Source organism: Streptomyces sp. NPDC087300, assembly GCF_044744425.1.
Taxonomy (GTDB): domain Bacteria; phylum Actinomycetota; class Actinomycetes; order Streptomycetales; family Streptomycetaceae; genus Streptomyces.
On record NZ_JBIUYI010000002.1, the window covers coordinates 548648 to 574536 of the forward strand.

The 25889-nt window shown below is 70.7% G+C and carries 23 protein-coding genes and 2 tRNA genes; 13 read left to right on the forward strand and 12 right to left on the reverse strand.

The features are described from left to right. Positions 1 to 28: 28 nt before the first annotated feature. Positions 29 to 568 (reverse strand): PPA1309 family protein, encoded by a 540-nt coding sequence (locus tag ACIO9J_RS08070; protein WP_401994355.1) that lies wholly within the window; start codon positions 566 to 568, stop codon positions 29 to 31. A 148-nt stretch (positions 569 to 716) separates the two neighbouring features. Between ACIO9J_RS08070 and ACIO9J_RS08075 the strand changes: the two genes are divergently transcribed. The 4 genes from ACIO9J_RS08075 to ACIO9J_RS08090 all read left to right on the forward strand — a co-directional run bounded on the left by ACIO9J_RS08075 (position 717) and on the right by ACIO9J_RS08090 (position 5962). Next, positions 717 to 3659 carry a UPF0182 family protein gene (locus ACIO9J_RS08075; RefSeq protein ID WP_401995900.1) on the forward strand — a complete coding sequence of 981 codons (2943 nt, stop codon included), beginning with the start codon at positions 717 to 719 and terminating at the stop codon, positions 3657 to 3659. A 51-nt stretch (positions 3660 to 3710) separates the two neighbouring features. Next, positions 3711 to 3784: transfer RNA gene (locus ACIO9J_RS08080), tRNA-Met, on the forward strand. A gap of 226 nt (positions 3785 to 4010) precedes the next feature. Further along, on the forward strand, positions 4011 to 5822 hold the full coding sequence (locus ACIO9J_RS08085; RefSeq protein ID WP_401994358.1) for a sel1 repeat family protein: 1812 nt from the start codon (positions 4011 to 4013) through the stop codon (positions 5820 to 5822). 66 nt (positions 5823 to 5888) lie between these two features. Continuing rightward, positions 5889 to 5962 (forward strand) — tRNA-Met (locus ACIO9J_RS08090). An 86-nt stretch (positions 5963 to 6048) separates the two neighbouring features. Here the strand turns inward: ACIO9J_RS08090 and ACIO9J_RS08095 are convergent. The 4 genes from ACIO9J_RS08095 to ACIO9J_RS08110 all read right to left on the reverse strand — a co-directional run bounded on the left by ACIO9J_RS08095 (position 6049) and on the right by ACIO9J_RS08110 (position 9519). Then, positions 6049 to 7182 (reverse strand): ABC transporter substrate-binding protein, encoded by a 1134-nt coding sequence (locus ACIO9J_RS08095; RefSeq protein ID WP_401994361.1) that lies wholly within the window; start codon positions 7180 to 7182, stop codon positions 6049 to 6051. A gap of 64 nt (positions 7183 to 7246) precedes the next feature. After that, positions 7247 to 8125, reverse strand: coding sequence for an ABC transporter permease (locus ACIO9J_RS08100; RefSeq protein ID WP_401994363.1), 879 nt, complete (start codon positions 8123 to 8125; stop codon positions 7247 to 7249). Beyond that, entirely contained in the window at positions 8122 to 8898 is a 777-nt protein-coding gene (locus tag ACIO9J_RS08105; protein ID WP_401994366.1) for an ABC transporter ATP-binding protein, read from the reverse strand. The genes ACIO9J_RS08100 and ACIO9J_RS08105 overlap by 4 nt, the downstream gene beginning before the upstream one ends. A gap of 210 nt (positions 8899 to 9108) precedes the next feature. Continuing rightward, positions 9109 to 9519, reverse strand: a complete 411-nt coding sequence (locus tag ACIO9J_RS08110; protein WP_401994369.1) for a Fur family transcriptional regulator — start codon at positions 9517 to 9519, stop codon at positions 9109 to 9111. 127 nt (positions 9520 to 9646) lie between these two features. Here ACIO9J_RS08110 and ACIO9J_RS08115 point away from each other — a divergent pair, with 127 nt between their 5' ends. After that, complete coding sequence (locus tag ACIO9J_RS08115) at positions 9647 to 11116, forward strand: catalase (RefSeq protein WP_401994372.1); 1470 nt, start codon at positions 9647 to 9649, stop codon at positions 11114 to 11116. Positions 11117 to 11215: 99 nt separating this feature from the next. Here the strand turns inward: ACIO9J_RS08115 and ACIO9J_RS08120 are convergent, their stop codons facing one another. Both ACIO9J_RS08120 and hisN read right to left on the reverse strand, forming a co-directional pair. Next, on the reverse strand, positions 11216 to 11623 hold the full coding sequence (locus tag ACIO9J_RS08120) for a cyclic nucleotide-binding/CBS domain-containing protein (RefSeq protein ID WP_401994375.1): 408 nt from the start codon (positions 11621 to 11623) through the stop codon (positions 11216 to 11218). A gap of 210 nt (positions 11624 to 11833) precedes the next feature. Beyond that, complete coding sequence (gene hisN, locus ACIO9J_RS08125) at positions 11834 to 12634, reverse strand: histidinol-phosphatase (protein ID WP_401994378.1); 801 nt, start codon at positions 12632 to 12634, stop codon at positions 11834 to 11836. 209 nt (positions 12635 to 12843) lie between these two features. Here hisN and ACIO9J_RS08130 point away from each other — a divergent pair, with 209 nt between their 5' ends. Next, positions 12844 to 13449, forward strand: a complete 606-nt coding sequence (locus ACIO9J_RS08130) for a TetR/AcrR family transcriptional regulator (protein WP_401994381.1) — start codon at positions 12844 to 12846, stop codon at positions 13447 to 13449. A gap of 30 nt (positions 13450 to 13479) precedes the next feature. Here ACIO9J_RS08130 and ACIO9J_RS08135 read toward each other — a convergent pair whose 3' ends face one another. Continuing rightward, the gene (locus ACIO9J_RS08135; protein ID WP_401994384.1) at positions 13480 to 15162 is read right to left on the reverse strand and encodes an ABC transporter family substrate-binding protein; all 1683 of its coding nucleotides are present in this window, start codon (positions 15160 to 15162) and stop codon (positions 13480 to 13482) included. Between the two features lie 205 nt (positions 15163 to 15367). Between ACIO9J_RS08135 and ACIO9J_RS08140 the strand changes: the two genes are divergently transcribed. The 3 genes from ACIO9J_RS08140 to ACIO9J_RS08150 are packed head-to-tail and all read left to right on the forward strand — an operon-like array spanning position 15368 to position 19351. Then, positions 15368 to 16351: an ABC transporter permease gene (locus ACIO9J_RS08140; RefSeq protein WP_401994387.1), complete on the forward strand. Its 984-nt coding sequence runs from the start codon at positions 15368 to 15370 to the stop codon at positions 16349 to 16351. A gap of 43 nt (positions 16352 to 16394) precedes the next feature. Next, the gene (locus ACIO9J_RS08145; protein ID WP_401994390.1) at positions 16395 to 17264 is read left to right on the forward strand and encodes an ABC transporter permease; all 870 of its coding nucleotides are present in this window, start codon (positions 16395 to 16397) and stop codon (positions 17262 to 17264) included. Continuing rightward, a complete protein-coding gene (locus ACIO9J_RS08150; protein ID WP_401994392.1) occupies positions 17261 to 19351 on the forward strand; it encodes a dipeptide ABC transporter ATP-binding protein in 2091 nt (696 codons plus the stop codon). The genes ACIO9J_RS08145 and ACIO9J_RS08150 overlap by 4 nt, the downstream gene beginning before the upstream one ends. Positions 19352 to 19358: 7 nt before the next feature. Here ACIO9J_RS08150 and ACIO9J_RS08155 read toward each other — a convergent pair whose 3' ends face one another. From ACIO9J_RS08155 to ACIO9J_RS08170, 4 genes are all read right to left on the reverse strand, one after another. Continuing rightward, on the reverse strand, positions 19359 to 19682 hold the full coding sequence (locus ACIO9J_RS08155) for a DMT family transporter (protein WP_401994395.1): 324 nt from the start codon (positions 19680 to 19682) through the stop codon (positions 19359 to 19361). A gap of 111 nt (positions 19683 to 19793) precedes the next feature. Continuing rightward, positions 19794 to 20804, reverse strand: coding sequence for a ribosome small subunit-dependent GTPase A (rsgA, locus tag ACIO9J_RS08160; RefSeq protein ID WP_401994398.1), 1011 nt, complete (start codon positions 20802 to 20804; stop codon positions 19794 to 19796). A gap of 17 nt (positions 20805 to 20821) precedes the next feature. Then, positions 20822 to 22147 carry a 3-phosphoshikimate 1-carboxyvinyltransferase gene (gene aroA / locus ACIO9J_RS08165; protein ID WP_401994401.1) on the reverse strand — a complete coding sequence of 442 codons (1326 nt, stop codon included), beginning with the start codon at positions 22145 to 22147 and terminating at the stop codon, positions 20822 to 20824. A gap of 32 nt (positions 22148 to 22179) precedes the next feature. Next, complete coding sequence (locus tag ACIO9J_RS08170; RefSeq protein WP_401994404.1) at positions 22180 to 22902, reverse strand: M50 family metallopeptidase; 723 nt, start codon at positions 22900 to 22902, stop codon at positions 22180 to 22182. Positions 22903 to 22951: 49 nt separating this feature from the next. Between ACIO9J_RS08170 and ACIO9J_RS08175 the strand changes: the two genes are divergently transcribed. The 4 genes from ACIO9J_RS08175 (at position 22952) to rsrA (ending at position 25708) form a co-directional block, all read left to right on the forward strand. Then, positions 22952 to 23767, forward strand: coding sequence for an SOS response-associated peptidase (locus tag ACIO9J_RS08175; protein WP_401994407.1), 816 nt, complete (start codon positions 22952 to 22954; stop codon positions 23765 to 23767). Between the two features lie 49 nt (positions 23768 to 23816). Further along, the gene (locus ACIO9J_RS08180) at positions 23817 to 24488 is read left to right on the forward strand and encodes an alpha/beta family hydrolase (protein ID WP_401994410.1); all 672 of its coding nucleotides are present in this window, start codon (positions 23817 to 23819) and stop codon (positions 24486 to 24488) included. A 231-nt stretch (positions 24489 to 24719) separates the two neighbouring features. Beyond that, positions 24720 to 25403 carry a sigma-70 family RNA polymerase sigma factor gene (locus tag ACIO9J_RS08185; protein ID WP_401994413.1) on the forward strand — a complete coding sequence of 228 codons (684 nt, stop codon included), beginning with the start codon at positions 24720 to 24722 and terminating at the stop codon, positions 25401 to 25403. Beyond that, positions 25400 to 25708 (forward strand): mycothiol system anti-sigma-R factor, encoded by a 309-nt coding sequence (gene rsrA, locus ACIO9J_RS08190; RefSeq protein ID WP_401994415.1) that lies wholly within the window; start codon positions 25400 to 25402, stop codon positions 25706 to 25708. The genes ACIO9J_RS08185 and rsrA overlap by 4 nt, the downstream gene beginning before the upstream one ends. Positions 25709 to 25889: the final 181 nt, after the last annotated feature.

The following is a 25889-nucleotide window of genomic DNA, read 5'->3' on the forward strand; positions in this document are numbered from 1 at the left end:
ACCCGCGTACGGGACGTACAGGGGGCCGTTACGCGAAGGTCGAGGCCAGCGCGTCCGCCAGACCGGGCACCAGGTCCGAACCGGTGAGCACCTCGGTCGGCGAGTCCTTCGCGCGCAGCCGCAGCGCCGACTCACGGGCGCCGTCACGGAGCACCGCGACGGTCATGCGGACCTCCTGGCGGTCCGGGTGCTCGGCCACCCACTTGGCGAGCTGGGCCTCGCTCAGACCCTCGGGGACGGACGTCTCGGCGGACGGCGGCAGCATCAGCCGCTCCACCGTGAGGGCGCAGCCGGCCACCGCGTCCGGCCAGGCGATGGTGCCGAGGAACTCGTCCAGCGGCTTCTCCGCGGGGATCTCCTCCTGCTCGATGGGGGTGAATCCGGCGTGCTCCACGCCGTCGTCGAGGCCGAGCTGGGAGGCGAGGCCGGGTTCTTGGGTGCGCAGTCGCGCCGTGTCGACGAGCGCGAAGAGGCGTGCGGGCCGGTCCCAGCCGAGGCCGGATGCGTACTCGTCGATCTCGAGTACGGCCCGGGTGAGGGGACTCGCTGCCATGGGAGTGTTGGACATAGTCACAATCCTGCCTCGTTAGTCCCGGGAAACGGGAACCGAGTAAAGCGTAGGTAAGTTGCATAGGTGTGGGTCCGCGATCTCGGGGGCCTGACGGACCAACAGCGAATCAACAGCGAACTTCGAGGTGCGCACCTTGGCTTTCCAGATGCCGGACCGCGGCGGAGGCCCGACGGGGCCACGGATCAGAGTGGGCCGACCATCCCGGCGGGTCCGGACCCTGCTCATGACACTGGGCGTCCTGGCCGTACTGGCCATGGCCTTCGTCATGTTCGCGGGGTTCTGGACGGACTGGCTGTGGTACCGCTCGGTCCACTACTCATCGGTCTTCACCACGACCCTGTGGACCAAGATCGGTCTCTTCTTCGTCTTCGGCCTGCTCATGGCGGCCGCTGTCGGAGTGAACATCTGGCTGGCGCACCGCCTGCGCCCGCCGCTGAGTGCCATGTCGATGGAGCAGCAGAGCCTCGACCGGTACCGCATGGGCATCGCCCCGTACAAGAAGTGGCTGCTGATCGGGATCACCGCCCTGGTGGGTCTGATCGCGGGCGCTTCGGCCGCGGGGCAGTGGCGCACCTGGCTGCTCTGGATCAACGGGGTGCCCTTCGGCCAGAAGGACCCCCAGTTCCACATGGACGTGTCGTTCTTCGCGTTCGACCTGCCCTGGTACCGCTTCCTGCTGGGCTTCGGCTTCGCGGCCGCGGTGCTCTCCCTGGTCGCCGCCGCCCTGACGCACTACCTGTACGGCGGGCTGCGGATCACCAGTCCCGGCGCGCGCGCGACCGCGGCGGCCACGGGGCACCTCTCGGTGCTGCTCGGCGTCTTCGTCACGCTCAAGGCCATCGCGTACTGGCTCGACCGGTACGGCCTGGCGGTGAAGTCCAGTGACTTCAAGGCGACGGACAACTGGACGGGCCTGAAGTACGTCGACGCGAACGCCTACCTGCCGGCGAAAACGATCCTGTTCTGCATCGCCGTCATCTGCGCGATCCTCTTCTTCGCGACGCTGTGGCGGCGCACCTGGCAGCTGCCGGTCATCGGCTTCGGTCTGATGGTGCTCTCGGCGATCCTCATCGGCGGGCTCTACCCCGCGATCGTCCAGAAGTTCCAGGTCCAGCCGAACGAGCAGGCCAAGGAAGCGCCGTACATCGAGAAGAACATCGAGGCGACCCGCAACGCCTACGGCATCAGCGGGGTGAAGCCCGAGGACTACAAGGGCGCGGGCAAGGTCGACCAGGACGCCAAGAAGAAGCGTGAGAACGCGGACACGGCGGCCAACTACCGGCTGAACGACCCGAACATCGTCTCGCCGACGTTCCAGCAGCTGGAGCAGGAGCGCAGCTACTACCAGTTCCCCAAGACGCTGGACGTGGACCGCTACAACGGCCAGGACACCATCGTCGGCCTGCGCGAGCTGAACGTGAACAAGCTCGACAAGCGGAACTGGATCAACGACCACTTCGCCTACACCCACGGCTACGGCATGGTCGCCGCCAAGGGCACGGAGACGAAGCCCGGCTCCAAGGGCGCCCCGGCGTTCACCGAGTCCGGCCTGCCCACCACCGGCAACCTCGGTGAGTACGAGCAGCGGATCTACTACGGCGAGAAGACCACGCAGTACTCGATCGTCGGCGGGCCCCAGAAGGAGCTCGACTACGAAGAGGACGGCGGCGGTCAGAAGACCTACAGCTACAAGGGCAAGAGCGGGGTCAACCTCTCCAACCCGATCAACCGCGCCGCGTACGCGGTGTCCTTCGGAGAGCCGCAGATCCTCTACTCCGGAGCGATCGGCGAGGGCTCGCGGATCCTGTACAACCGCACGCCCAAGGAGCGCGTCGAGGCGGTCGCCCCGTGGCTGACGATCGACGGCGACGTCTATCCGACGGTCGTCGGCGGCCGCATCCAGTGGGTGGTGGACGCCTACACGACGAGCAACGGCTATCCGTACGCGTCGCGCACCACGCTCGGCGACTCCACCGCGGACTCGCTGTCGCAGGCCGACAGCCAGCGCACGGTGATCGCCCAGCAGAACCAGGTCAACTACATCCGCAACTCGGTGAAGGCGACCGTCGACGCGTACACCGGTGAGGTCACGCTCTACACCTGGGACGACAAGGACCCGGTCCTGAAGACCTGGAAGAAGGCGTTCCCGGGCACCGTCAAGGACAAGGGCGACATCCCTCCGTCGCTGATGGACCACCTGCGCTACCCGCAGGACATGTTCAAGGTCCAGCGCGAGCTGCTGACGAAGTACCACGTCACGGACGCCGGCCAGTTCTACAACGCGAGTGACGCCTGGCAGGTGCCGAACGACCCGACGAAGAAGGACGACAGCGCGGTTCCGCCGTACTACTTGTCCATGAAGTCGCCGGGACAGAGCTCGCAGCAGTTCTCGCTGACGACGACGTTCACCCCGAGTGAGCGGCCCAACCTACGGGCCTTCATGACGGTCGACGCCGATGCCAGAAGCGACAACTACGGCAAGATGCAGCTGCTGAGAGTCAGGGGTGACGTCGACGGCCCGGAACAGGTGCAGAACAAGCTGAACTCCATGACGGAGGTCGGCAACTTCGTCCGGGACATGAAGGGCGCCGACTCCGACGTCCTCTACGGCAATCTGCTGACCGTGCCACTGGACGACGGCTTCCTGTACGTCGAGCCCGTCTACGTACAGGGACGCAAGTCGGCGTATCCGCTGCTGAAGAAGGTGGCCGTGTCGTACGGCACGGAGACGGCCTTCGCGGACTCCCTGAAGGAGGGCCTCGACCAGGTCTTCGGGGCGGACGGAGGCACCAAGCCACCGGCTGACGACGGTGGCACCACCAAGCCGCCGAAGACGAACGACCCGACGGTCCAGGACGCCCTCGACGACGCCCAGAAGGCGTTCGAGGACGGCGAGAGCGCCATGAAGGACAACGACTGGAAGGCGTACGGCGAGGCCCAGGACCGCCTCCAGGAGGCGCTGGAGCGGGCCGAGGAGGCCTCGGCCAAGGCCGCCGACAAGAGCGACAAGGGCGGCAAGAGCGGCGGTCAGGCGGCGGACAAGAACGCCGACAAGAACGCTGACAAGAACGCCGACAAGGGCGACTGACCGGGCGGTCAAGGCACCACCTCGCGCCGTGGTACGGTTTGAACACAACGGCGCGGGGTGGAGCAGCTCGGTAGCTCGCTGGGCTCATAACCCAGAGGTCGCAGGTTCAAATCCTGTCCCCGCTACTGCAAGGTGAAGGCCCGGATCCTTACGGATCCGGGCCTTCGTCGTGTGTGATGGTGCCCCACGTGTGCGGGTGTCCTATGCCAAGAAACGCGAACGGTGCTCTGTCGGGGGAGAGTTGGGGGATCTGTGTTTCACTTATCTCTCTGTGGGCATGTCGACAAAACGCTGAAGTGACCTCACTGGCTGCGGTATACCAGGTGTACCCAGGTTGCAGGTGGTGCGACGATGGACGTTATGGGGGACAAGGCAACTCTGTTGGAGACAGGGCGGTTTGTGCAGCCGGCCGACCGGGAGGATCCCGGGGCGGCCGCCGAGGAGATGCGCCATCGGCTGGCCGCCGAGGCCGGGGACGTCGACGCGATGAGCGTCCTGGGAAGTCTGCTGCTGCGCCGCGGTGATCTCGACGGGGCCGAATCTCTGCTGCGGGCGGCGACCGCCGAGGGCGACCGCGCCGCGGCGAACAATCTGGGTGTCCTTCTCCACCAGCGCGGATACGCCGACGAGGCGGCCGGCTGGTGGCGGGTCGCCGCGGTCGCGGGGTCCGCGGCGGCGGCGCACGCGCTCGGACGGCACCACCGCGAGCGCGGCGACGAGCCCGCCGCCGAGTACTGGCTGCGGCAGTCCGCCGAGCAGGGCCACACCCTGGGGGCGTACGCCCTCGCCGATCTCCTGGAGCACCGGGGTGACGTCGGGGCGGAGCGCTGGATGCGCACCGCTGCCGAGCGCGGGCACCGCGAGGCCGCCTACCGTCTCGCGCGGGCGCTCGACCGGCGCGCCGACGCGGAGGGCGCCGAGCGGGGCGGGCGGGCCAGGGACGGCGCGCCCACGCCCGCCGACGAGGCCGAGCAGTGGTACCGCCAGGCGGCCGCGCGCGGGCACCGGCGTGCCGCTCTGCACCTGGGCGCGATCCTGGAGCAGCGCGGTGACCTCAAGGAGGCCGGGCGCTGGTACCTGAACTCCGCCAAGGACGGCGAGTCCAGGGCCGCCTGCGCGCTCGGGTTCCTGCTGCGGGACGCGGGCGACGAGGAGAGCGCCGCCGTGTGGTGGCTGAAAGCCGCCCAGGACGGCGACGGGAACGCGGCGAACGCGCTCGGCGCGCTGCACGCGGAGCGGGGCGAGACGCAGACCGCCGAGCGGTGGTACCGCGCCGCGATGGACGCGGGCGACGTGAACGGCGCGTACAACCTCGGGCTGCTCTGCGCCGAGCAGGGGCGCACCGCGCAGGCCGACCAGTGGTACCGCCGTGCCGCCTACGCCGGGCACCGCGAGGCCGCCAACGCGCTCGCCGTGCTGCTGTTGCAGGGCGGGGACGCGGCGGGCGCGGAGCCGTGGTTCTCCAAGGCGGCCGAAGCGGGCAGCGTGGATGCCGCCTTCAACCTCGGGATCCTCTACGCGAGCCGGAACGACGAGGCGGCCGCCCTGCGCTGGTACGAGCGCGCGGCGGCGGCCGGGCACACCGACGCCGCGCTCCAGGTGGGCACGGCGCGGCTGCGCGAGGGCGACGAGCAGGAAGCCGAGCGGCACCTGCGGTGCGCGGCGGGCGGCGGCAGCGCGGAGGCGGCCTACCGGCTCGGCACCGTGCTCGACTCCCGGAGCCCGTCCGCGGGGCCGCCGGTCCTCGGCGAGCCCGCCGCGGAGAAGACCGAGTGCGAGGAGTGGTACGAGCGGGCCGCGGAGCTCGGGCACCGGCGTGCCCAGGTCCGGGTCGGCATGCTGGCCGCGGGCCGTGGTGACGTGGTCCAGGCGGCGCGCTGGTACCGGCTCGCCGCCGAGGCCGGCAGCCGCAACGGCGCGTTCAACCTCGGGCTGCTGCTCGCCAGGGAGGGCAGCGAGCCGGAGGCCGCGCTCTGGTGGACGCGGGCGGCCGACGCGGGGCACGGCAGGGCGGCGCTCCGGCTCGCTCTCCTGTACGCCCGGCGCGGGCAGCTGGCGCAGGGGCAGCGGTGGGCTTCGCGGGCGGTCGAGCTGGGGCCCGCGGAGGTGGCCGAGCGGGCCGCCCGGCTCAAGGAAGCGCTCCACCAGGAGCTGACGGCGTGACCTGGGGCGGCGGCGCGGAAGGGATTTGCGCTGGTCGTAGCCCTGACGTAGAGTTGTGTTCACCGACGCGGGGTGGAGCAGCTCGGTAGCTCGCTGGGCTCATAACCCAGAGGTCGCAGGTTCAAATCCTGTCCCCGCTACTGACGGTCGAGGGCCGGAAGCCATTTGGTTTCCGGCCCTCGATTTATTTCCGGCCCGTCATCTGTGGCCCGTCATCCGTGACGCTTCATTTGTGGCCCACCGCTTCCGCGTACAGCTTGCGGTTCACCGTCCTGGACTCGGGGATCTTGTCGCCCTCCGAGACACCCGCCGCGCGGTACGCGTCCTGGAGGCGGTCGGTGGTGCCCGCCCGGATCTCCCAGTCCATGCGCAGCGAGGGGGTCGACTTCAGGACCGCCTCGTCGGTCTTCAGGAGTTTCGCCAGCTCGCCGACGAAGGCCGGATCCTTCTTGTAGTCGCCCGCGAAGTACGTGTTGACCGTCCTGATGTACGCGCGCAGCAGGGCGACGCCCGCGTCCGGGTCCTTGGTCAGCAGGTTCGGGCCGAAGAGCAGGCCGCCGAGGGGCTCGCCGCGCGGCTGGCCGCCCAGGAACGCGTACTGCTTGTCGCCGTCGACCTTGCGCCACACCGGGTCGAGCAGCCAGGCCGAGTCGGTGCCGCCGTTCTGGAGCGCGGTGAGGACGTCCGCGGAGCCGAGCTGCTGGAACTGGATCTCGTCGAGGCCGCCGCCGTGCTTCTTCAGGGCTTTGTTCATGGGGTACGCGATGACGGAGCCCTTGCCGATCATCGTGCCGAGCTTGCGGCCGGCCATCGGGACGTGGGCCGCCGTCTCGTTCTTCTTGAGCTTCACCCACAGGCCGCTCTTGGAGGCGGCGGCGGGGGAGAAGTTGCCCGCCGTCCACTTGATGTCGAAGCCGCTGTTGACGCCGTTCATCACGGCGGCCTCGGGGGCCGCCCACTGGGCGTCGATGTCGCCCTTGGCGAGCAGCGGCAGGGCGTCGGGGGTGGGCAGCACCTTCAGCTGGACCTTCAGGCCCTCCTTCTTGAACTCGCCCTTGCGTACGGCCATTTGGAGCGGGGCCACGTACTCGGCGCTCAGGGTGCCGGTCGCGATGGTCAGGCTGCGCTCCTTGGCCAGTGGCTTGGGCGCAGGCGTGTTCGGCGCGCAGCGGGCCGGCGCGCGGTCGGGGTCCAGGTCTGCGGGGTCGGTCCAACTGCCCTTGCCGCAGCCGGACACCGAGGTGACCTCGCGGGGTGCGGCGGGCGTGGAGGGGGCCGCGTCGTCCTCCTTCGCGCAGCCCGTCGCGGCGAGCAGCGCGCCCGTCGCGAGCAGTGTCAGTGCGGTGGTGCGGGTGCGCATGGTGCCTCCGGACACAGGTCTGCGGTGTTCCGTACGCAAGGCGTGTCCCGTACGGAAGGTGGGGTCATGACTGGCTCCGGCCCCGGTCGCGTGGGGCCCAGGGGGTGAGCAACCGGCCCGCGATACGGACCAGTTCGGAGAAGACGACGCCGAGCACGGCGACGCAGACGATGCCGACGAACATCACGTCGTTCTGGAAGAGCGCCCGTGAGTCGAAGATGAGATGGCCGAGGCCGTCCGCCGCCGCGATCTGCTCCGAGGCGACGATCACGAGGACCGCGACCCCGGCGGCGATCCGCGCGCCGACCAGCACGGCGGGGAGCGAGGCGGGCAGCAGGACGTGGCGGAACATCTGGCACGGCGAGGCGCCGAAGACCTGGCCCGCGTCGCGGTGTCCCGACGGCACGGCGAGCACCGCCGCCATCGTGGAGATCCAGACGAAGAAGAAGACGGTCGCGGCGACCAGGGCGACCTGCGGGCCCTCGCCGAGGCCGAACATGTTCAGGAAGACGGGCAGCAGCGCCAGCTTCGGCACGACGTAGAGCGCGTCGAGGGTGGGCTCAAGTGCCGCACGTACAAGGGAGAGTGAGCCCATCAGAAGGCCGAGGGCGTACCCGGCCACGGTGCCGATCGCGTATCCGGCGAGTACGCGCTTGAGCGTCGCCCAGACGTCCGGCCACAGTTCGCCGTCGGCCGCGCGGCCCCAGCCGTCCTCGATGATGGTCTGCGGCGCGGGGTAGACGCGGTCGTCGATCCAGCCCTGGACGGCGGCGAGCTGCCACAGCAGGATCAGCGCCGCGGGGACGCCGACGGCGAGCGACAGTTCGAGGACGCGGCGTCTGCGATGGGTGCGGGTGGGATGCAGTTCGCGGGGGCCCGGCCTTCTGACCAGGAGGCCCTCCCCGGGTTCGCCGGGGGTGGTCTTGCTCGTGACGGTGCTCATGCCGCCGCCTCGGTGCCGACCTCGCCGCGCAGCAGGTCCCACAACTCGCTCTTGAGCGCGGTGAATTCGGGGGCCGCGCGGACCTCGCCGGTGCGCGGGCGGGGGAAGGGCGGGCGGCGCTCGGCGATGATGCGGCCGGGGCGGGCGGACATCACCAGGACGCGGTCGCCGAGGACGATCGCCTCTTCCAGGCTGTGGGTGATGAAGAGGGTGGTGGTGCGGGTGGTCTGGGTGAGGGCGAGGAGTTCGTCCTGGAGGATCGTGCGGAGCTGGGCGTCCAGGGCGGCGAAGGGCTCGTCCATCAGCAGGATCTCGGGTTCCACGGCGAGGGCGCGGGCGATCGCCACGCGCTGGCGCATGCCGCCGGAGAGGGCGGCGGGGTAGGCGTCGGCGAAGTCGGCGAGGCCCATGCGGGTGAGCCAGTCGGTGGCGCGGGCGTTCGCCTCGCGGCGGGGGACCTTCTGGATGTCCAGGCCGAAGCGGACGTTGGCCTGGACGGTCTTCCAGTCGTAGATGCCGTAGTCCTGGAAGATCATCGCGGCGGGTCTCTGCGAGGCGGTGCGGATGGCCAGCTCGCCGGAGCTGGGGCGGAGGAGGCCTCCCGCTATCCGGAGCAGGGTCGATTTTCCGCATCCTGAGGGGCCGACGATGCAGGTGAACTCGCCTGGGGCGATCGTGAGGTCCAGGGGGCCCAGGGCGTGGACTGCTTTGTCGCTTCGGCCGAAGGTGCGGGTCACTGCGTGGGCTTGGAGTTTGGGGTGCGGGTCTCCCACGGGGTCTCCTTGCGGAGGGCAGACGGATGGGGCTTGGCGTCGCCGAGAATATGACGCACCGTCAGTTTCTGGAAGGGGGCGCCTTGGCTGGGATTCGTTGTTCCCCGCGGGGCGTGGCCGTTCTGTGGCTGTCGGGCCACACGTGCGCCAAGGGGCCCGGCACCATTCGGTGCCGGGCCCCTCGGGGTGTGCGTATGAAGCGGCCTGCGGCTACGCGCAGTTGGGGCAGATGCCCTTGTACGTGACCTCCGCGCCCTCGACCGTGAAGCCGAAGCGTTCGGAGTCGGGGAGGCTGGCCAGGGGGTTGCCCGTGGGGTGGACGTCGCGGATCGCGCCGCAGCGGGCGCAGACCAGGTGCTGGTGCGGACGGTGTGCGTTCGGGTCGTACCGCTTGGCGCGGCGGTCCGTAGAGACTTCGAGGACCTCGCCGAGGGTCACCAGCTCGCCCAGCGTGTTGTAGACGGTCGCCCGGGAGATCTCGGGCAGCTTGTCGACGGCGCGGGCGTGCACTTCGTCCGCCGTGAGATGGACGTGGTCCCCGTCGAGCACCTCGGCCACGACGCGTCGTTGGGCGGTCATGCGCCAGCCGCGTCCGCGCAGTCGTTCCAGTAGGTCACTCATGAGGGCCAGCCTAACAGGCAAGGGACCTAAGTCCCGAACGGGTGTGACTTTGGACGTTTACTTGACTTAGACAATGTCCATTGTAGGATCGGAACCGGCATCCGCCAAGGGACAGGATTCGCAGGTAATGACGCAGGAGGCGCACGTGACGCAGGGACCGCTCACCACGGAGGCCGGAGCGCCGGTCGCCGACAACCAGAACAGCGAGACCGCGGGCGTCGGCGGGCCGATGCTCATCCAGGACCAGCTGCTGCTGGAGAAGCTCGCCCACTTCAACCGCGAGCGGATCCCGGAGCGCATCGTGCACGCGCGCGGCGCCGGGGCGTACGGCACCTTCACGCTCACCCGGGACGTCTCGCAGTGGACGCGCGCCAAGTTCCTCTCCGAGGTCGGCAAGGAGACGGAGACGTTCCTGCGGTTCTCCACGGTGGCGGGCAACCTCGGCGCGGCCGACGCGGTGCGTGACCCGCGCGGCTTCTCGCTGAAGTTCTACACCGAGGAGGGCAACTACGACCTCGTCGGCAACAACACCCCGGTCTTCTTCATCCGGGACGCCATCAAGTTCCCCGACTTCATCCACACCCAGAAGCGCGACCCGTACACGGGCTCGCAGGAAGCCGACAACGTGTGGGACTTCTGGGGCCTGAGCCCCGAGTCCACCCACCAGGTGACCTGGCTCTTCGGTGACCGCGGTATCCCGGCGTCCTACCGCCACATGGACGGCTTCGGCTCGCACACGTTCCAGTGGAACAACGAGGCGGGCGAGGTCTTCTGGGTCAAGTACCACTTCAAGACCGACCAGGGCATCAAGAACCTCACCGCGGCCGAAGCCGAGGTGCTCGCGGGCCAGGACCCCGACTCGCACCAGCGCGACCTGCGCGAGGCCATCGAGCGCGGTGAGTTCCCGAGCTGGTCCGTGCAGGTGCAGATCATGCCGGCGGCCGACGCGGCGAAGTACCGCTTCAACCCGTTCGACCTCACCAAGGTGTGGCCGCACGCGGACTACCCGCCGATCGAGATCGGCAAGCTGGAGCTCAACCGCAACCCGGAGAACATCTTCGCCGAGGTGGAGCAGGCGATCTTCTCGCCCGCGCACTTCGTGCCGGGCATCGGCCCCTCGCCCGACAAGATGCTCCAGGGCCGCCTCTTCGCGTACGGCGACGCGCACCGCTACCGCGTCGGCATCAACGCCGACCACCTCCCGGTGAACCGTCCGCACGCCACCGAGGCGCGTACGAACTCCCGTGACGGCTCCCTGTACGACGGCCGTCACAAGGGCGCGAAGAACTACGAGCCCAACTCCTTCGGCGGCCCGTTCCAGACGGACCGGCCGCTCTGGGCGACCACCGCGGTCGCGGGCGGCACCGGCAACCACGAGACGCCCTCGCACGCCGAGGACAACGACTTCGTGCAGGCCGGTGACCTCTACCGGCTGATGTCGGAGGACGAGAAGGCGCGCCTGATCGAGAACCTCGCGGGCAACATCGCGGGTGTCTCGCGCGAGGACATCGCGGAGCGCGCGATCAACAACTTCCGCCAGGCGGACGGTGACTTCGGCAAGCGGCTCGAGGCCGCGGTCCAGGCCCTTCGCGGCTGAACCGCTTGTCGTAGGTGGGTGGCGGGCCGGATCCCTTCGGGGGTCCGGCCCGCCGCCGCGTCCGGTCGCCTTCCGTAGCCGTAGCCGTAGCCGTCGCGGTCAGCCCGCCAGCGTGGTAGCGGCCGTCGCGCGCCGGGCCGGGGCCCAGGAGCGGATGATGTCGCGGACCGAGACGATCCCGGTCGGTTCGGTGCCCTCCATGACGATCAGGTGCCGGAAGCCGCCGTGCGACATGGCGTCCGCGGCGTCCTCCAGGCTCCAGCCGGGGGTGGCGAAGACGACGTCGGTCGTGGTGTGGGTGCCCGCGGTCTCCAGGTCGGGATTCTGGCCGAGTCCCAGGGAGTTGAGGATGTCGCGTTCGGTGAGGATGCCGAGGCCGTAGGTGTCGGGGTCGAGGACGACGGCCGCTCCGACGCGGCGCTCCGACATCAGCCGGGCCGCCTGGCGGAGGGTGTGGGCGGGGCCGATGGTGAGGACCATCGTGCTCATGGCGTCGCGGACGAGCATGGGCGTGAGCCACCTCCTTGGTGAAACCACGGGCTCCCGGTGGGCGAAGGATTGCCTCCGCTACCTGGCTGGAGAATGGTTTCACAAGTTCACAAGTGGGGGGACTCTCAGAGTCGCAGCCATGCGGGACGCCAACAAGGGGGCGCGCGTGGTCAGTTCAGGGCGTGCGCCGCGCGGTCCACGCGCCCTGCGCCGCCCGGCGGCGGGGGCTCAGTAGCGCTGGTTGACGTAGCCGAGCAGCTCGTCGTGGAGCAGTCCGTTGGACGCCGCCGCGTTGCCGCTGTGCGGGCCCGGCCTGCCGTCGAGGCCGGTGAAGCTGCCGCCCGCCTCCGTCACCACGATCGCGTTCGCCGCCATGTCCCAGAGCGAGAGCTCCGGCTCCGCGCAGATGTCGACCGAGCCCTCGGCCACCATCATGTACGGCCAGAAGTCGCCGTAGCCGCGGGTGCGCCAGACCGCACGCGTGAGGTCCATGAAGCCGTCGAGGCGGCCCTGCTCCTCCCAGCCCGAGAGCGAGGAGTACGCGAGGGAGGCGTCCGAGAGCCGGGAGACCTCGGAGACCCGCAGCCGGGTCGCCGAGGTGAGGCTGCGGCCCGTGTAGGCGCCGCCGCCCTTCGCCGCCCACCAGCGGCGGCCGAGCGCGGGCGCGGAGACGACGCCGACCACCGGCTGGTAGCCGCCCTCGCCCGCCTCCATCAGGGAGATGAGCGTGGCCCAGACGGGGACGCCGCGCACGTAGTTCTTGGTGCCGTCGATCGGGTCGATCACCCAGCGGCGCGGGCCCGTGCCCTCGATGCCGTACTCCTCGCCGAGGATCGCGTCGCGCGGCCGTGCGCGCTGCAGCTGGGAGCGGATCAGCTCCTCGGCCGCCTTGTCGGCCTCGCTCACCGGCGTCATGTCCGGCTTGGTCTCGACCTTCAGGTCGAGGGCCTTGAACCGGTCCATGGTCTGGGCGTCGGCGGCGTCCGCGAGGACGTGGGCGAGACGCAGATCATCGTGGTAGTCGGGCATGAGTGAACAGTATCGATCTCGTACAGCACGAGCCACAGCACCCATGCGCACGGGGCGCAGCACCCGTGTGCGAGGCGTCGGGCGCCCGTGCGCGAGCCGTCGGGTGCCCGGGGGCGGGCCGTAGGCCACCTCGCGCCGGAGCTATTGACAGTGCTGCCGAGCGCGTCAACTCTGGCCCTGGAGCCGCTTCGGCCCCCGGGGAGGCGACGATGCCTGCAGCACGGGAATCCTTACTTGACGCGGCCTACACCGCGCTCGCCCGGCGACCGTGGCCCGGCGTCCGCATGGTCGACGTCGCGGCTGTCGCCGGGGTGTCCCGGCAGACCCTCTACAACGAGTTCGGCAGCAAGGACGGGCTCGCCCGCGCCCTGCTGCGGCGCGAGACGGACGGCTATCTGCACGGCGTCGAACGCGCGCTCGCCGAGGAGCGCGAGCCGGCCGAGCGGCTGGCCGCCGTGGCCGCCTGGACGGTGGGCGCCGCGCGCGGCAACGCGCTGGTGCGGGCCGCGCTCACCGGCTGCTGGGGCGAGCGGCTGCCCGCGCCGAGCAGATCGGCGGGGTCCACCTCGCCGGTGCCCGCGCAGCGCCGCGCGGACGCCGGGGTGCCCACGGCGGGGGAGCTGCTCGCGCTGGTGCGGGACCGCGCGGTCCTCGCGCTGGGCGGCCGTGGCCGGGCCAGGGACCCGGAGCTGGCCCTGGCCTGCGAGAGCGCGGTCCGGCTCGCGCTGTCCTACGTCGTGGCGCCCGCGGGGAACGAGGACGACCCCGCGGAGCTGGTCCGCGGGGCCATCGGGCGCTGGGTGGCGGCGAAGTAGTCCGGCGCGCCAACTGGACGTACGCGGCGGTTACTTGAGCCAGCCGACCTTCAGGTAGTCCCGGTCGGCGAGGCCCTCGGCGCCGAAGTTCGCGAGGCCCGCGCGGACGGCGTAGATCTGCGGGCGCTGGTAGAGCATGAAGGAGTGGCCGAGCTTCCAGATCTCGCGGTCGGCCTCGTTGTAGAGCGCGACCGACTCGGCGCGGTCGGTGGTCCGCGCCGCCTTGGTGAGCAGCTCGTCGATCTTCGCCGAGCCGACCGAGCCGAAGTTCTGGAAGAGGTTCTTGCCCTGCGGCCTGCGGTAGGTGCCGTAGGCCATCGACAGGTAGACCTGGTCGACGTTGCGGAAGCTCACCAGGTCGAAGTTGCCCGTGTTGACGTACTTGTTGAAGTAGTCGTTCGGCGGCACCTTCTTGATGTTGACCTTCACGCCGACCGCGCCGAGCTGCTGCTGCACGATCTGCGCCTGGTCGACGGAGGCGCTGACCGCGTCGGCGTCGATCACGTAGTCGAGCGTGAGCTGCTTGCCGCCGCGGGTGCGGGTCGCCCCCTCCGCGCCCTTCCAGCCCGCCTCGTCGAGCAGCTTCTTCGCCTTCTCCGGGTCGTACGTCGCGTGGTCGCCCGAGTTCTTCCGGTAGCCCTCCTGGTTGGGCATGAAGAAGTGGCTGTCCAGGGTCCTGAGTTCGAAGCCCAGGTCCTTGGCGAAGGAGGTGTTGATGCCCTTGCGGTCGATCGCGGCCTGGAGGGCGTTGCGCACCTTCACGTCCTTGAGGGCGCCGTGCGCGCCGTTGAACGTGATGTGCACCTCGTCCCAGCGCGCGCCCCTGCGGATGTCGGTGTTCTTGGCCCCGGCGAGCCGCTTGTAGTCCTCGGGCAGGATCGCGTTGGTGTAGTCGATCTCGTTGTTGAGGTACGCGTCGGTCTTGGCCCGGGTGTCCATCACGCGGTAGACGATCGAGTCCAGCTTGGGCCTGGGGCCCCACCACTTGGGGTCGGGCACGGCCGTGACGGTCTGCGCGGTCTTGTCGTACTCGCCGAGCTTGAAGGCGCTCGCGGTGATCGGGGCCTTCTCCGCCCAGCCGCTGTTGAACTTCTTCGGGCTGTCGATGTACGCGGCCGGGTACAGCGGGTCGAAGAGGCGCTGCCAGTCCGCGTAGGGCTTGTCGAAGGTGACCCGGACGCCGTGGGCGTCCTTGCCCTTCTCGACCTCGGATATCTGGTCGTAGCCGGAGGTGTCGACAGCCTCGTACGCCTTGTCGGAGCCGTTCAGGGCCTTCCACTGGGCCTCGAAGTCCCGCCAGGACAACGGCTTCCCGTCCGACCACTTGGCCTTCGGGTTCAGCTCGTACTCGACGACCTGGGGGCTGGTGGAGACCACCTTCGCCGAGGTCAGGAAGTTCTCGTTCAGGTGGTGGGCGCCCTTGGCGTCCGAGGTGAACAGGTCGGGCAGGACCAGGCTGATGACCGACTGGGCGTCGCCCTGCTGGCCGTCGACCTGGTTGATGTTGTACTGCGTGATCCACTGCTCGATGCCGATGCGCAGCGAGCCGCCCTGCTTGAGGTCGCTCACCGGGTGGGCGTTGATGTCCTGGCCGTCGGCCGCGGGGGCGGCCTTCTTCCGGGGCGCCTTGTCGTCGTCGGACGAGCCGCAGCCCGCCACCACCAGGGTGGCCGAGAGGGCGGCGGCTGTCGCGAGGACGGTGGATCTGCGCATGGGTCTTCCTTCGAGGGCGACGGTGACGGGCTCGGGGCCGACCGTAAGCCCGCGTGATCACGATCGGGCCGCTGTCGATATGACTGACATGCGCTCTTCATGACGGTGCAACAGTTGATCAGCATGCTGGTCCTCGTAAGCCGATGACCTGCACGTTCCGCTGCTTGGCCCGGCTCCGGTGACCCTGACTGGGAGGGCGAGAACCGTGTCGGCCTATCTGGCAAGACGGCTGGGCTACTACGTGGTCCTGCTGCTCGCCGCCGTCTGCCTGTCCTATCTGCTCGCCTCGTACGCGCTCGATCCGCGCGCCTACTACGAGGGCAGGCAGCCGCCCCTCTCGCCCGCCTCGGTCGACCACCACCTCACCGCGATCGGCGTCAACGACAAGGAGCCGCTGCTCGGCCGGTTCGCGAGCTGGGCGGGCGGGGTGCTCCGCGGCGACCTGGGGCGGACCATCGACGGACAGCCGGTGGGCGAGGAGTTCGGGCGGCGGCTCGGGGTGAGCCTGCGGCTGCTGGTCGTGGGGACCGTCGGCGGCACCGTGCTCGGCGTGCTGATCGGCGCCTGGACGGCCGTGCGGCAGTACCGGCTCTCCGACCGGGCCGCCACGCTCGTCTCCTTCGCGCTGCTCTCCACGCCCGTGTTCCTGCTCGCCGTGCTGCTCAAGACCGGGGCGATCTGGTTCAACCAGACCACGGGCACGGACGTCATCCAGTTCACCGGCGAGAAGAGCCCCGGCGTCGACGGCGGACTCCTCGCCGTCCTGAAGGACCGCTCGGTGCATCTGCTCCTGCCGACCGTCTCCGTGGCGCTCGGCGCGATCGCCGGATACAGCCGCTACCAGCGCAGCGCCATGCTCGACGTGCTCGGCTCCGACTATCTGCGCACCGCGCGCGCCAAGGGGCTGACCCGGCGGGCCGCGTTCCTCAAGCACGGGCTGCGCACCGCGCTCATCCCGATGTCCGCCTTCTTCTCGTACGGCTTCCTCGGGCTCTTCACCGGTGCCACCTTCACCGAGACGATCTTCGGCTGGCACGGCATGGGCGAGTGGTTCATCGGCTCCGTCGGCAAGAACGACGTCAACTCCGTCGTCGCCGTCAACATCTTCGCCGCCGTGGTCGTGCTGCTCTCCGGCTTCCTCGCCGATCTGCTGCACGCCGCGCTCGACCCGCGCGTACGCCACGCGTGAGGGCGGCACGACCCGATGGGAACGACCTGATGGGAACGGTCCGATGACCGCCGCTGTCCGCACCCGCCGCTTCCTGCGCGGCCCCGGCGTGCTCGCCGGGGGCACGGTGCTCGTGCTGCTCTTCCTGCTCGCCTTCGTCGGCCCCCACGTCTGCGGCTGGACGTACAGCGAGATCGACTACACCGCCCTGCGCTCGGGGCCCTCGGCCGAACACTGGTGGGGCACCAACCGGATCGGCCAGGACGTCTTCGCGCAGACCGCGCGCGGCCTCCAGAAGTCGCTCGTCATCGGCCTGCTCGTGGCGTTCTTCGCGACGGGCGTGGCCGCCCTGGTGGGGGCCTGCGCCGGGTACTTCGGGGGCTGGGCCGACCGGATCCTGATGTTCCTGGTCGATCTGCTGCTCGTCTTCCCGGCCTTCCTGATCATCGCGATCGTCTCGCCGCGCCTGAAGAGCGGCGGCTGGCTCGCCTTCGTCGGGCTGCTCGCCGTCTTCGGCTGGATGATCACCGCGCGCGTGGTGCGATCCATGACGCTCTCGCTCAAGGAACGCGAGTTCGTGCGCGCCGCCGTGTACATGGGCGTGGGCCCGTTCCGCGTCATCTGGCGGCACGTCCTGCCGAACATCGCCTCCTTCCTCATCATCGACGCGACCATCGCGGTCGGCGGCGCCGTGATGAGCGAGACCGCGCTCTCCTACTTCGGCTTCGGCGTGCAGCCCCCGGACATCTCGCTCGGCACGCTGATCGCCAACAACACGGCGGCCGCGCTCAGTTACCCCTGGATGTTCTTCTTCGCCGCGGGCCTGCTGGTGCTCTTCGTACTCGCGGTCAACCTGGTCGGCGACGGACTGCGCGACGCCCTCGACCCGACCGCACGCACCAAGCGCGCCAAGCGCCGGAAGGACCACCGATGACGAGCGCACCCGAGGCCCCCAGCAGCGCCCCCGTACTCCAAGTGCGCGACCTGAGAGTCGACTTCGGGGACGCCCCCGCGGTACGAGGCGTCGGCTTCGACCTGCGCCGCGGCGAAGTCCTCGGCCTGGTCGGCGAGTCGGGCTCGGGCAAGTCCGCGACCGCGCTCGCCGTCCTCGGACTGCTGCCGGACCACGCCGCGGTGGGCGGCTCGGTGCGCCTGGCCGGCACGGAACTCCTCGGTGCCGGCGACCGCGAGCTCTCCCGTGTGCGCGGCGGCCGCATCGGCATGGTCTTCCAGGACCCGCTGTCCGCGTTCACGCCGGTCCACCGGATCGGCGACCAGATAGCCGAGGCGGTCCGCGCCCACCAGGACGTGTCCGGGCAGGCGGCGCGCGAGCGTGCTGTCGACCTGCTCGACCTGGTCGGGATCCCCGAACCCCGGGCGCGCGCCCGGTCGTTCCCGCACGAGTTCTCCGGGGGCATGCGCCAGCGCGCGATGATCGCGATGGCCGTCGCCAACGACCCCGACGTGATCCTCGCCGACGAGCCGACCACCGCGCTCGACGTCACCATCCAGGCCCAGGTCCTCGACGTGCTGCACACCGCACGACGCGAGACCGGCGCCGCGCTGCTCCTGGTCAGCCACGACCTCGGGGTGATCGCGGGCGCCGCGGACCGGGTCGCGGTGATGTACGCGGGCAGGATCGTGGAGACGGCGCCGGTCGACGAGCTGTTCGCACGGCCCCGGATGCCGTACACCCTGGGCCTGCTCGGCGCCGTGCCGCGGGTGGACGGCGCGGGGCCCGCGGTCCTCGTGCCGGTGCCCGGCACGCCGCCCGCACCCGCCGAGCACCCCGCGGGGTGCGCGTTCGCGCCGCGCTGCCCGCTGGCCCAGGAGCGCTGCGGCCAGGGCGACGCGCCCGCGCTCGCCGCCGCGGGCGCCGACCACGAGGTGGCGTGCGTGCGGGCCGACGAGGTCGCGGCGGGCCGGCTCGGGCCACTGGACGTGTTCCCGGTGCCGGAGCTGCCCGACCCCGTCCCGGTCGCCGACGACCGCGCGCCCGTCCTGCGGGTGCGCGGCCTGGCCAAGACGTTCCCGGTGCTCAAGGGCGCCGCTTTCAAGCGGCGGGTCGGCAGCGTGTACGCCGTCGACGGCGTCGACCTCGACATCCGGCGCGGCCAGACCCTGGCCCTGGTGGGCGAGTCGGGATCGGGGAAGTCGACCACGCTCTTCGAACTCCTGAACCTGGCGGCGCCGGAGGCCGGGGAGATCGAGCTCTTCGGGCGGCCCGTGGGGGCGTGGGGCAGGGCGGAGCGGCAGGCCGCCCGGGGCAGGGTGCAGATCGTCTTCCAGGACCCGCAGGCGAGCCTGGACCCCCGGCTGCCGGTCGGCGACATCGTCGCCGAGCCGCTGCGCGCCCAGGGCGTGGCCAAGCGGGACATCGCCGCCCGGATCCCCGGACTCCTCGCCCAGGTCGGCCTCGACCCGGCGCACGCCACCCGCTATCCGCACGAGTTCTCCGGCGGGCAGCGCCAGCGCGTCGGCATCGCGCGGGCGCTCTCGGTGGAGCCCGAGCTGCTCGTCCTGGACGAACCGGTCTCGGCCCTGGACGTGTCGGTGCAGGCGGGCGTGCTCAATCTGCTGCGACGCCTCAAGGCCGAACTGGGCCTCGCGTTCCTGTTCGTCTCGCACGACCTGTCGGTGGTGCGGCACATCGCCGACCGGGTGAGCGTGATGTACCTGGGCCGCACCGTGGAGACCGGCGCGGTCACCGACGTCTTCGAGCGGCCCCGCCACCCGTACACGCAGGCGCTGCTGTCCGCGGTGCCGGTGCCCGATCCCGTACGCGAGCGGGCGCGCACCCGGATCCTGCTCGCGGGCGATCCGCCGAGCCCGACCCGGCGCCACGAGGGCTGCCGGTTCCGGGCCCGCTGCCCCGTCTACGCGGCGCTCGGCCGGGATGCGGACCGGGCGCGCTGCGAGCGGGAGGTGCCGGTGGCCGGGGACGGCGCAGGAGACGGCGTCCCGGACGGCGAATCGCACACGGCGGCCTGCCACTTCCCGCGGGTGCGGGAGGTCGTCTGAGGAGGGCTCAGTGCGCCGAGCCGGACAGCTGGAGCCCGATCACGCCGATGATCACGAAGGAGATCGAGACGAGCTTCAGCGTGGAGACCAGGTCGCCGAGGAAGACCATGCCGTAGATCGCGGTGCCCGCGGCGCCGATGCCCGTCCAGACCGCGTACGCGGGCCCGACGTCCAGCTTCTTCAGGGCGAGCGTCAGCAGACCGAAGCTGCTGAGCGCGAAACAGGCGAACGCGATCGTCGGCCAGAGCCGGGTGAACCCGTGCGAGAGCTTCAGACAGACCGCGAAGCCGGTCTCAAGAATCCCCGCCACGATGACCAGCAGCCACGCCATGTCCCTGCCTCCCGTACCCGTATACGCTCCGCGACCGCTTCGTCTGGCTTGAATCCGGCTTGGTGCGATTATGCATTTACCTATGCCGGTACGGCGCAAACAACGGGCAGTTCAGTCGCCGTCGCGTCGCTCCCGCGTTGCGAGCAGCCTGCGCAGTGAGTAGAGGCGCTGCGGGTCGGCGTGCCCGGCGGCCACCCAGGCGTCCAGGGCGCAGTCCTTCTCGTCGTGGCTGCACCCGCGCGGGCAGTCCACCGTCCCCGGCTCCAGGTCGGGGAAGGCGAGGATGACGCGCGACGGGTCCACATGGTGGAGCCCGAACGACCGTACGCCCGGAGTGTCGATCACCCAGCCGCCCGCGCCCGCCAGAGGGAGCGCGAGGGCCGACGTGGTGGTGTGCCTGCCGCGGCCCGTGACCGCGTTGACGTGCCCGGTGGTGCGCCGCCGCTCCTTCGGCACGAGCGCGTTGACCAGCGTCGTCTTGCCCACGCCCGAGTGGCCCACGAACGCGGTGACGCGCCCGTCGAGCAGCTCGTGGACCTGCGCGAGCTCGGCGCCGTCGGTGAACTCCTCGCGGCTGGTCACCACATAGGGGATGTCCAGCGCGGCGTACGTCTCCAGGATCTTGTCGGCGGGGGCCAGGTCCGACTTGGTCAGGACGAGGATCGGTTCGAGCCCGCCGTCGTAGGCGGCCACGACACAGCGGTCGATCAGGCGCGGGCGCGGCTCGGGGTCGGCGAGCGCGGTGACGATGGCGAGCTGGTCGGCGTTGGCCACCACCACGCGCTCGTAGGGGTCGTCGTCGTCCGCGGTGCGGCGCAGGACCGAGCTGCGCTCCGAGATCCGCACGATCCGCGCGAGGGTGTCCTTGTTGCCGGACAGATCCCCGACGACCGAGACCCTGTCGCCCACCACGGCGGCCTTGCGGCCCAGCTCGCGGGCCTTCATGGCCATCACGATCCGGTCGTCGACCAGGACGGTCAGCCGCCCGCGGTCGACGGTGAGGACCATCCCTTCGGACGCGTCCTCGTGCTTGGGCCTGATGTGGGTGCGGGGGCGGTTGCCCTTGCGGTTGGGGCGGACGCGGATGTCGTCCTCGTCGGGGTTCTTGCCGTAGCGGCGCATGGCTCTCGATCCGCCCGTCAGTTCCCGAGCATTCCGGTCCAGAGGTCGGGGAAGTCAGGGAGCGTCTTCGCCGTCGTCGCGACGTTCTCGATCTCCACGCCCGGCACCGCGAGGCCGATGATCGCGCCCGCGGTCGCCATGCGGTGGTCGTCGTAGGTGTGGAAGACGCCGCCGTGCAGCCCGCGCGGCCGGATGTGCAGGCCGTCGGCGGTCTCGGTGACGTCACCGCCCAGCTCGTTGATCTCCTTGGTGAGCGCGGCCAGGCGGTCCGTCTCGTGCAGGCGCAGATGGGCGACGCCGCGCAGCGTGGAGGGGGAGTCGGCGAGCGCGGCGACGGCCGCGATGCCCGGGGTGAGCTCGCCGACCTCGCTGAGATCGACGTCGATGCCGTGCACCGAGCCGGAGCCGGTGAACACCAGGCCCTGCTCGGTCAGCTCGCAGGAGCCGCCCATCTCCGTGAAGATCCGGCGCAGCGCGTCGCCGGGCTGCGTGGTGTGCGCGGGCCAGTCGGGGATCGTGACCGTGCCGCCGGTGACCAGGGCGGCGGCCAGGAACGGCTGCGCGTTCGACAGGTCGGGCTCGACGGTCAGGTCGCGGCCGAGCAGGGCGCCGGGGGTGACCCGCCACACGTTCGGCTCGCCGCCCGACTCCGGGGTGTCCACCTGGGCGCCGATCGCGCGCAGCATGTCCACGGTCATCCGGATGTGCGGCATGGACGGCAGCGGGCCGCCCACGTGCCGCACCTCCACGCCCTGGTTGAAGCGCGGGCCCGAGAGCAGCAGGGCGCTGACGAACTGGGAGGAGGACGAGGCGTCGATCTCGACCCGGCCGCCCTCCAGGGCGCCGCCGCCGTGCACGGTGAGCGGCAGGGCGCCGGGGCTGCCGAGCGTGGTGTCGTCGATGCGGGCGCCGAGCACGCGCAGGGCGTCGATCACGCCGGTCAGCGGGCGCTCGTACGAACGGGGGTCCCCGTCGAAGCGGATCGGCCCGTCGGCGAGGGCGGCGACCGGGGGCAGGAAGCGCATGACCGTACCCGCGTTGCCGACGTCGACCGTGGCCGGGCCCTGGAGGCCCGAGGGGATCACGCGCCAGGCCTCGCCCGAGCCGTCCGGGCCCACGCCCTCCTCGATGCCCACGCCCATGGCGCGCAGCGCGCCGGCCATCAGCAGGGTGTCGCGGGAGCGCAGCGGGCGGCGCAGCCAGCCGGGCTCGGCGGCGAGCGCGGCGAGGACGAGCGCGCGGTTGGTGACCGATTTCGAACCGGGGACGTGGACCGTCGCGGTGACGGCTCCGCTCGCGTGCGGGGCGGGCCAGAGGGCGGTGTGCGCCGGGGTTTCGGTCATGCCCTCACTTTAGTGGCTGGCCGTGCCCCCGATCAGACGTCAAGGAGCCAGCGGGCCCCGCCCATCAGGGAGCACAGCGAGACGGCGTGGAAGAGGAAGAGCCACATCCCCGCGGGCACGTGGGTGAGCCGGGACAGCTGGTCGGCGTCCGAGTCGCCCGCACCGCCGCGCCTGCGCTTGGACTGCAGCTCGAAGGCCGGACGCACGCCGCCCAGCAGCAGGAACCACACCACGGCGTACGCGAAGGCCGCCTGCACGTCCGTCGTGGCCAGCCAGGAGACGACCAGGAAGGTGCCGCCCGCGACGATCACGGTCAGGGCGCCGTACGCGTTGCGGATCATCACCAGCATCAGAGCGAGCAGCGCGGTGGCGATCCACAGGAACGCCGTGATCCGCCCCGACGCGAGCAGGGCCGCGCCGCCGAGGCCGAGCAGCGGCGGCGCGGTGTAGCCCGCGGCCGCGGTCAGGATCATGCCGATGCCGGTGGGCTTGCCGCGCGAGACGGTCAGGCCCGAGGTGTCGGAGTGCAGCCGGATGCCGTCCAGGCGGCGCCCGGTGAGCAGGGCGATCAGGCCGTGGCCGCCCTCGTGCGCGATGGTGATGGCGTTGCGGGCGACGCGCCAGACGTTGTGCGGGACGACGACCGCGAGGGCCACCACGCCCGCCGCGATCACCAGCCACTGCTCCGGCGCGGCCTGGGTGCCGAAGACGCGGTCCCAGAGGTCCGGCAGGCTGGCGTTGGCGGTGCTTTCCATTGCTCGGACGGCTCCCTCTGGTCGTACGCGGTCTGGCAGTCTGGCACGTATGTGCGGACGGTATGCATCCAGTCGTAGGCCCGAGGATCTCGCAGGAATCTTCGAGATCGAGAAGTGGGAGCCCGAGGAGGCCCTGGCCCCCGATTTCAACGTGGCGCCCACCAAAGAGGTCTACGCGGTCCTCGACCGTGCTCTCAAAGACGCCGAGGACCCGCGTCCGGTTCGCCAGCTGCGCACGCTGAAGTGGGGACTCGTGCCCTCCTGGGCCAAGACGCCCGAGGGCGGCGCCCGGATGATCAACGCCCGCGCGGAGACCGTCCACGAGAAGCCGTCCTACCGCCGCGCCTTCGCCACCCGCCGCTGCGTCCTGCCCGCCGACGGCTATTACGAGTGGGTGACCGCGCCCGACGAGCGGCAGCTCGAGGTCGAGGGCAAGAAGAAGAGGCCGCGCAAGCAGCCCTACTTCGTGACGCCCGCCGACGGCTCGGTCTTCGCCATGGCCGGGCTCTACGAGTTCTGGCGGGACAAGACCCTGCCCGACGAGCACCCGCTCGCCTGGTGGGTGACGTGCACGGTGATCACCACGGAGGCGGAGACCACACCGCTCGCGGCCGGTCCCGACGAGGGCCCGCGCTCGCTCGCCGACATCCACCCGCGGATGCCACTGATGCTGACGCCGGACCGCTGGGACGCCTGGCTCGACCCCGCCCGCACGGACGTCGAGGACCTGCGCACCCTCCTGGAGCCGCCGCCGCACGGTCTGATGCGCGCCTACCCGGTCGCCACGGCCGTCAGCAACGTCCGCAACAACGGCCCGGAGCTGTTGAAGGAGCTGGAGGGCCCCGAGGAGGGCACGCTCTTCTGACCGCGCACGGACGCCCGGTTCCCGCGCCCCGCTCTGGCACCCTGCTCAGGTGACCAAGAGCGAGACCGTGCAGAGCGAGACCGTGCAGAGCGAGACCGTGCCGACCGACGCCGGTGAGGCGAGGATCACCTGGCATCCGGCCCCCGGGAAGAGCGCCCGCCTCCTGCTGGCCGTCAGCCACGGCGCGGGCGGCGGCATCGAGGCCCGCGACCTCCGGGCCATCGCGGCCGCGCTGCCCGCGCACGGCGTGAGCGTCGCCCTGGTGGAGCAGCCCTGGCGGGTCGCGGGCAAGAAGGTGGCGCCCGCGCCGAAGACCCTGGACGTGGGCTGGCGGGGCATCTGGCCGGTGCTGGCGAAGCGGGGGCTCCCGGTGATCTCCGGCGGGCGCAGCGCCGGTGCGCGCGTCGCCTGCCGCACCGCCGGCGAACTGGGCGCCGCCGCCGTGCTCGCCCTCAGCTTCCCGCTGCACCCGCCGGGCAAGCCGGAGAAGTCCCGCGCCGACGAGCTGCTCGGCGCGGGCGTGCCGACCCTCGTCGTACAGGGCGGCAACGACCCGTTCGGCAAGCCCGCCGAGTTCCCCGACGGGACGTACGAGCTGACGGAAATCCCGTACGGCGATCACGGGTTCGCCGTGCCCAAGCGGGCCGACATCTCCCAGGAGGAGGCCGTGAAGCGCATCACGGACGCGGTGGCCCGCTGGACGGGAATGTTGGACGGGTGACCTCTGTTGTCGACAACAGATGGCAAACGCCGTCACAAGCTGTTCGTACGAGAGGGAGTCCGCCGCATGGGTTCGACCATCTGCCCGAACCGCTCCACGTCGTCTGACCTGGAGTGGACGGTGCTGAGCGCGCCCAAAACCACACCTATTCGGGCGGCGCGGGGAGCGGATCGTCGTCTATCCTCCGATTCGAGTGGGGCTGCTTTCGGCCTCACCACGTCGTTGGAGGAGGTGGGTCCGGTCACTGGGACCGACGCAGGGGCCGAGCACGGCCAGGCGGAGCAGCCCCGAGAAGGTTCGGAGAGGTCCGAGACGGCCGCGGAGCGCACGGCCCGCTTCGAGCGGGACGCGCTGACGTTCCTCGACCAGATGTACTCGGCGGCGCTGCGCATGACGCGCAATCCGGCGGACGCGGAGGACCTGGTGCAGGAGACCTACGCGAAGGCGTACGCGTCCTTCCACCAGTTCCGTGAGGGCACCAACCTCAAGGCGTGGCTCTACCGCATCCTCACGAACACCTTCATCAACTCGTACCGCAAGAAGCAGCGCGAGCCCCAGCGCAGCGCCGCCGAGGAGATCGAGGACTGGCAGCTGGCGCGTGCGGAGTCGCACATGTCCACCGGTCTGCGTTCCGCCGAGTCGCAGGCGCTCGACCACCTGCCCGACTCGGACGTGAAGCAGGCGCTCCAGGCGATCCCCGAGGAATTCCGCATCGCGGTCTATCTGGCCGACGTAGAGGGCTTTGCGTACAAGGAGATCGCGGACATTATGGGGACACCCATCGGTACGGTGATGTCCCGACTGCACCGCGGCCGTCGCCAGCTGCGCGGCATGCTGGAGGACTACGCCCGTGACCGCGGGCTCGTCCCGGCGGGCGCCGGGGAGTCGAACGGAACGAAAGGCTCGGGCTCATGAGCTGCGGAGAGCCGCACGAGACTGACTGCAGTGAAGTCCTTGACCATCTCTACGAGTTCCTCGACCACGAGATGCCGGACAGTGACTGCACCAAGTTCGAGACGCACTTCGAGGAGTGCTCTCCGTGCCTGGAGAAGTACGGCCTCGAGCAGGCGGTCAAGAAGCTGGTGAAGCGCTGCTGCGGCCAGGACGACGTCCCCGTCGACCTGCGGGCCAAGGTGATGGGACGCATCGACCTGATCCGCTCGGGGCAGGCCGTGCCCGAGCGTGACATCACCCAGGACGTGGCGGCGGGCGAAGCCTGACGCTCCCTGAACCGCCGTGCCAGCGGCGTGAGTTGACCATCGAGGGCGGGTCACGACATTTTCTGTCGTGGCCCGCCCTCGTTCTCCCGCTTCTCCCCTCCGGTCACTCGAACGTGCTAATTCACGGCCGCTGGGTGCTGGCCGGAAGGCAGCCGTTCTAGTCTCCGGACCTGGAACGGGG

Bases quoted from the DNA above. Each gene is read 5' to 3' on its own strand.
- ACIO9J_RS08095 (WP_401994361.1), bottom strand. From the start codon at position 7,182: ATGCGCACCCGCACCACCGCACTGACACTGCTCGCGACGGGCGCGCTG.
- ACIO9J_RS08075 (WP_401995900.1), top strand. From the start codon at position 717: ATGCCGGACCGCGGCGGAGGCCCGACGGGGCCACGGATCAGAGTGGGC.
- ACIO9J_RS08110 (WP_401994369.1), bottom strand. From the start codon at position 9,519: ATGAGTGACCTACTGGAACGACTGCGCGGACGCGGCTGGCGCATGACC.
- ACIO9J_RS08085 (WP_401994358.1), top strand. From the start codon at position 4,011: ATGGACGTTATGGGGGACAAGGCAACTCTGTTGGAGACAGGGCGGTTT.
- ACIO9J_RS08135 (WP_401994384.1), bottom strand. From the start codon at position 15,162: ATGCGCAGATCCACCGTCCTCGCGACAGCCGCCGCCCTCTCGGCCACC.
- rsrA (WP_401994415.1), top strand. From the start codon at position 25,400: ATGAGCTGCGGAGAGCCGCACGAGACTGACTGCAGTGAAGTCCTTGAC.
- ACIO9J_RS08145 (WP_401994390.1), top strand. From the start codon at position 16,395: ATGACCGCCGCTGTCCGCACCCGCCGCTTCCTGCGCGGCCCCGGCGTG.
- ACIO9J_RS08150 (WP_401994392.1), top strand. From the start codon at position 17,261: ATGACGAGCGCACCCGAGGCCCCCAGCAGCGCCCCCGTACTCCAAGTG.
- ACIO9J_RS08175 (WP_401994407.1), top strand. From the start codon at position 22,952: ATGTGCGGACGGTATGCATCCAGTCGTAGGCCCGAGGATCTCGCAGGA.
- ACIO9J_RS08130 (WP_401994381.1), top strand. From the start codon at position 12,844: ATGCCTGCAGCACGGGAATCCTTACTTGACGCGGCCTACACCGCGCTC.
- rsgA (WP_401994398.1), bottom strand. From the start codon at position 20,804: ATGCGCCGCTACGGCAAGAACCCCGACGAGGACGACATCCGCGTCCGC.
- ACIO9J_RS08100 (WP_401994363.1), bottom strand. From the start codon at position 8,125: ATGAGCACCGTCACGAGCAAGACCACCCCCGGCGAACCCGGGGAGGGC.
- hisN (WP_401994378.1), bottom strand. From the start codon at position 12,634: ATGCCCGACTACCACGATGATCTGCGTCTCGCCCACGTCCTCGCGGAC.
- ACIO9J_RS08170 (WP_401994404.1), bottom strand. From the start codon at position 22,902: ATGGAAAGCACCGCCAACGCCAGCCTGCCGGACCTCTGGGACCGCGTC.
- ACIO9J_RS08155 (WP_401994395.1), bottom strand. From the start codon at position 19,682: ATGGCGTGGCTGCTGGTCATCGTGGCGGGGATTCTTGAGACCGGCTTC.
- ACIO9J_RS08070 (WP_401994355.1), bottom strand. From the start codon at position 568: ATGTCCAACACTCCCATGGCAGCGAGTCCCCTCACCCGGGCCGTACTC.
- ACIO9J_RS08120 (WP_401994375.1), bottom strand. From the start codon at position 11,623: ATGCTCGTCCGCGACGCCATGAGCACGATGGTCCTCACCATCGGCCCC.
- ACIO9J_RS08115 (WP_401994372.1), top strand. From the start codon at position 9,647: ATGACGCAGGAGGCGCACGTGACGCAGGGACCGCTCACCACGGAGGCC.
- aroA (WP_401994401.1), bottom strand. From the start codon at position 22,147: ATGACCGAAACCCCGGCGCACACCGCCCTCTGGCCCGCCCCGCACGCG.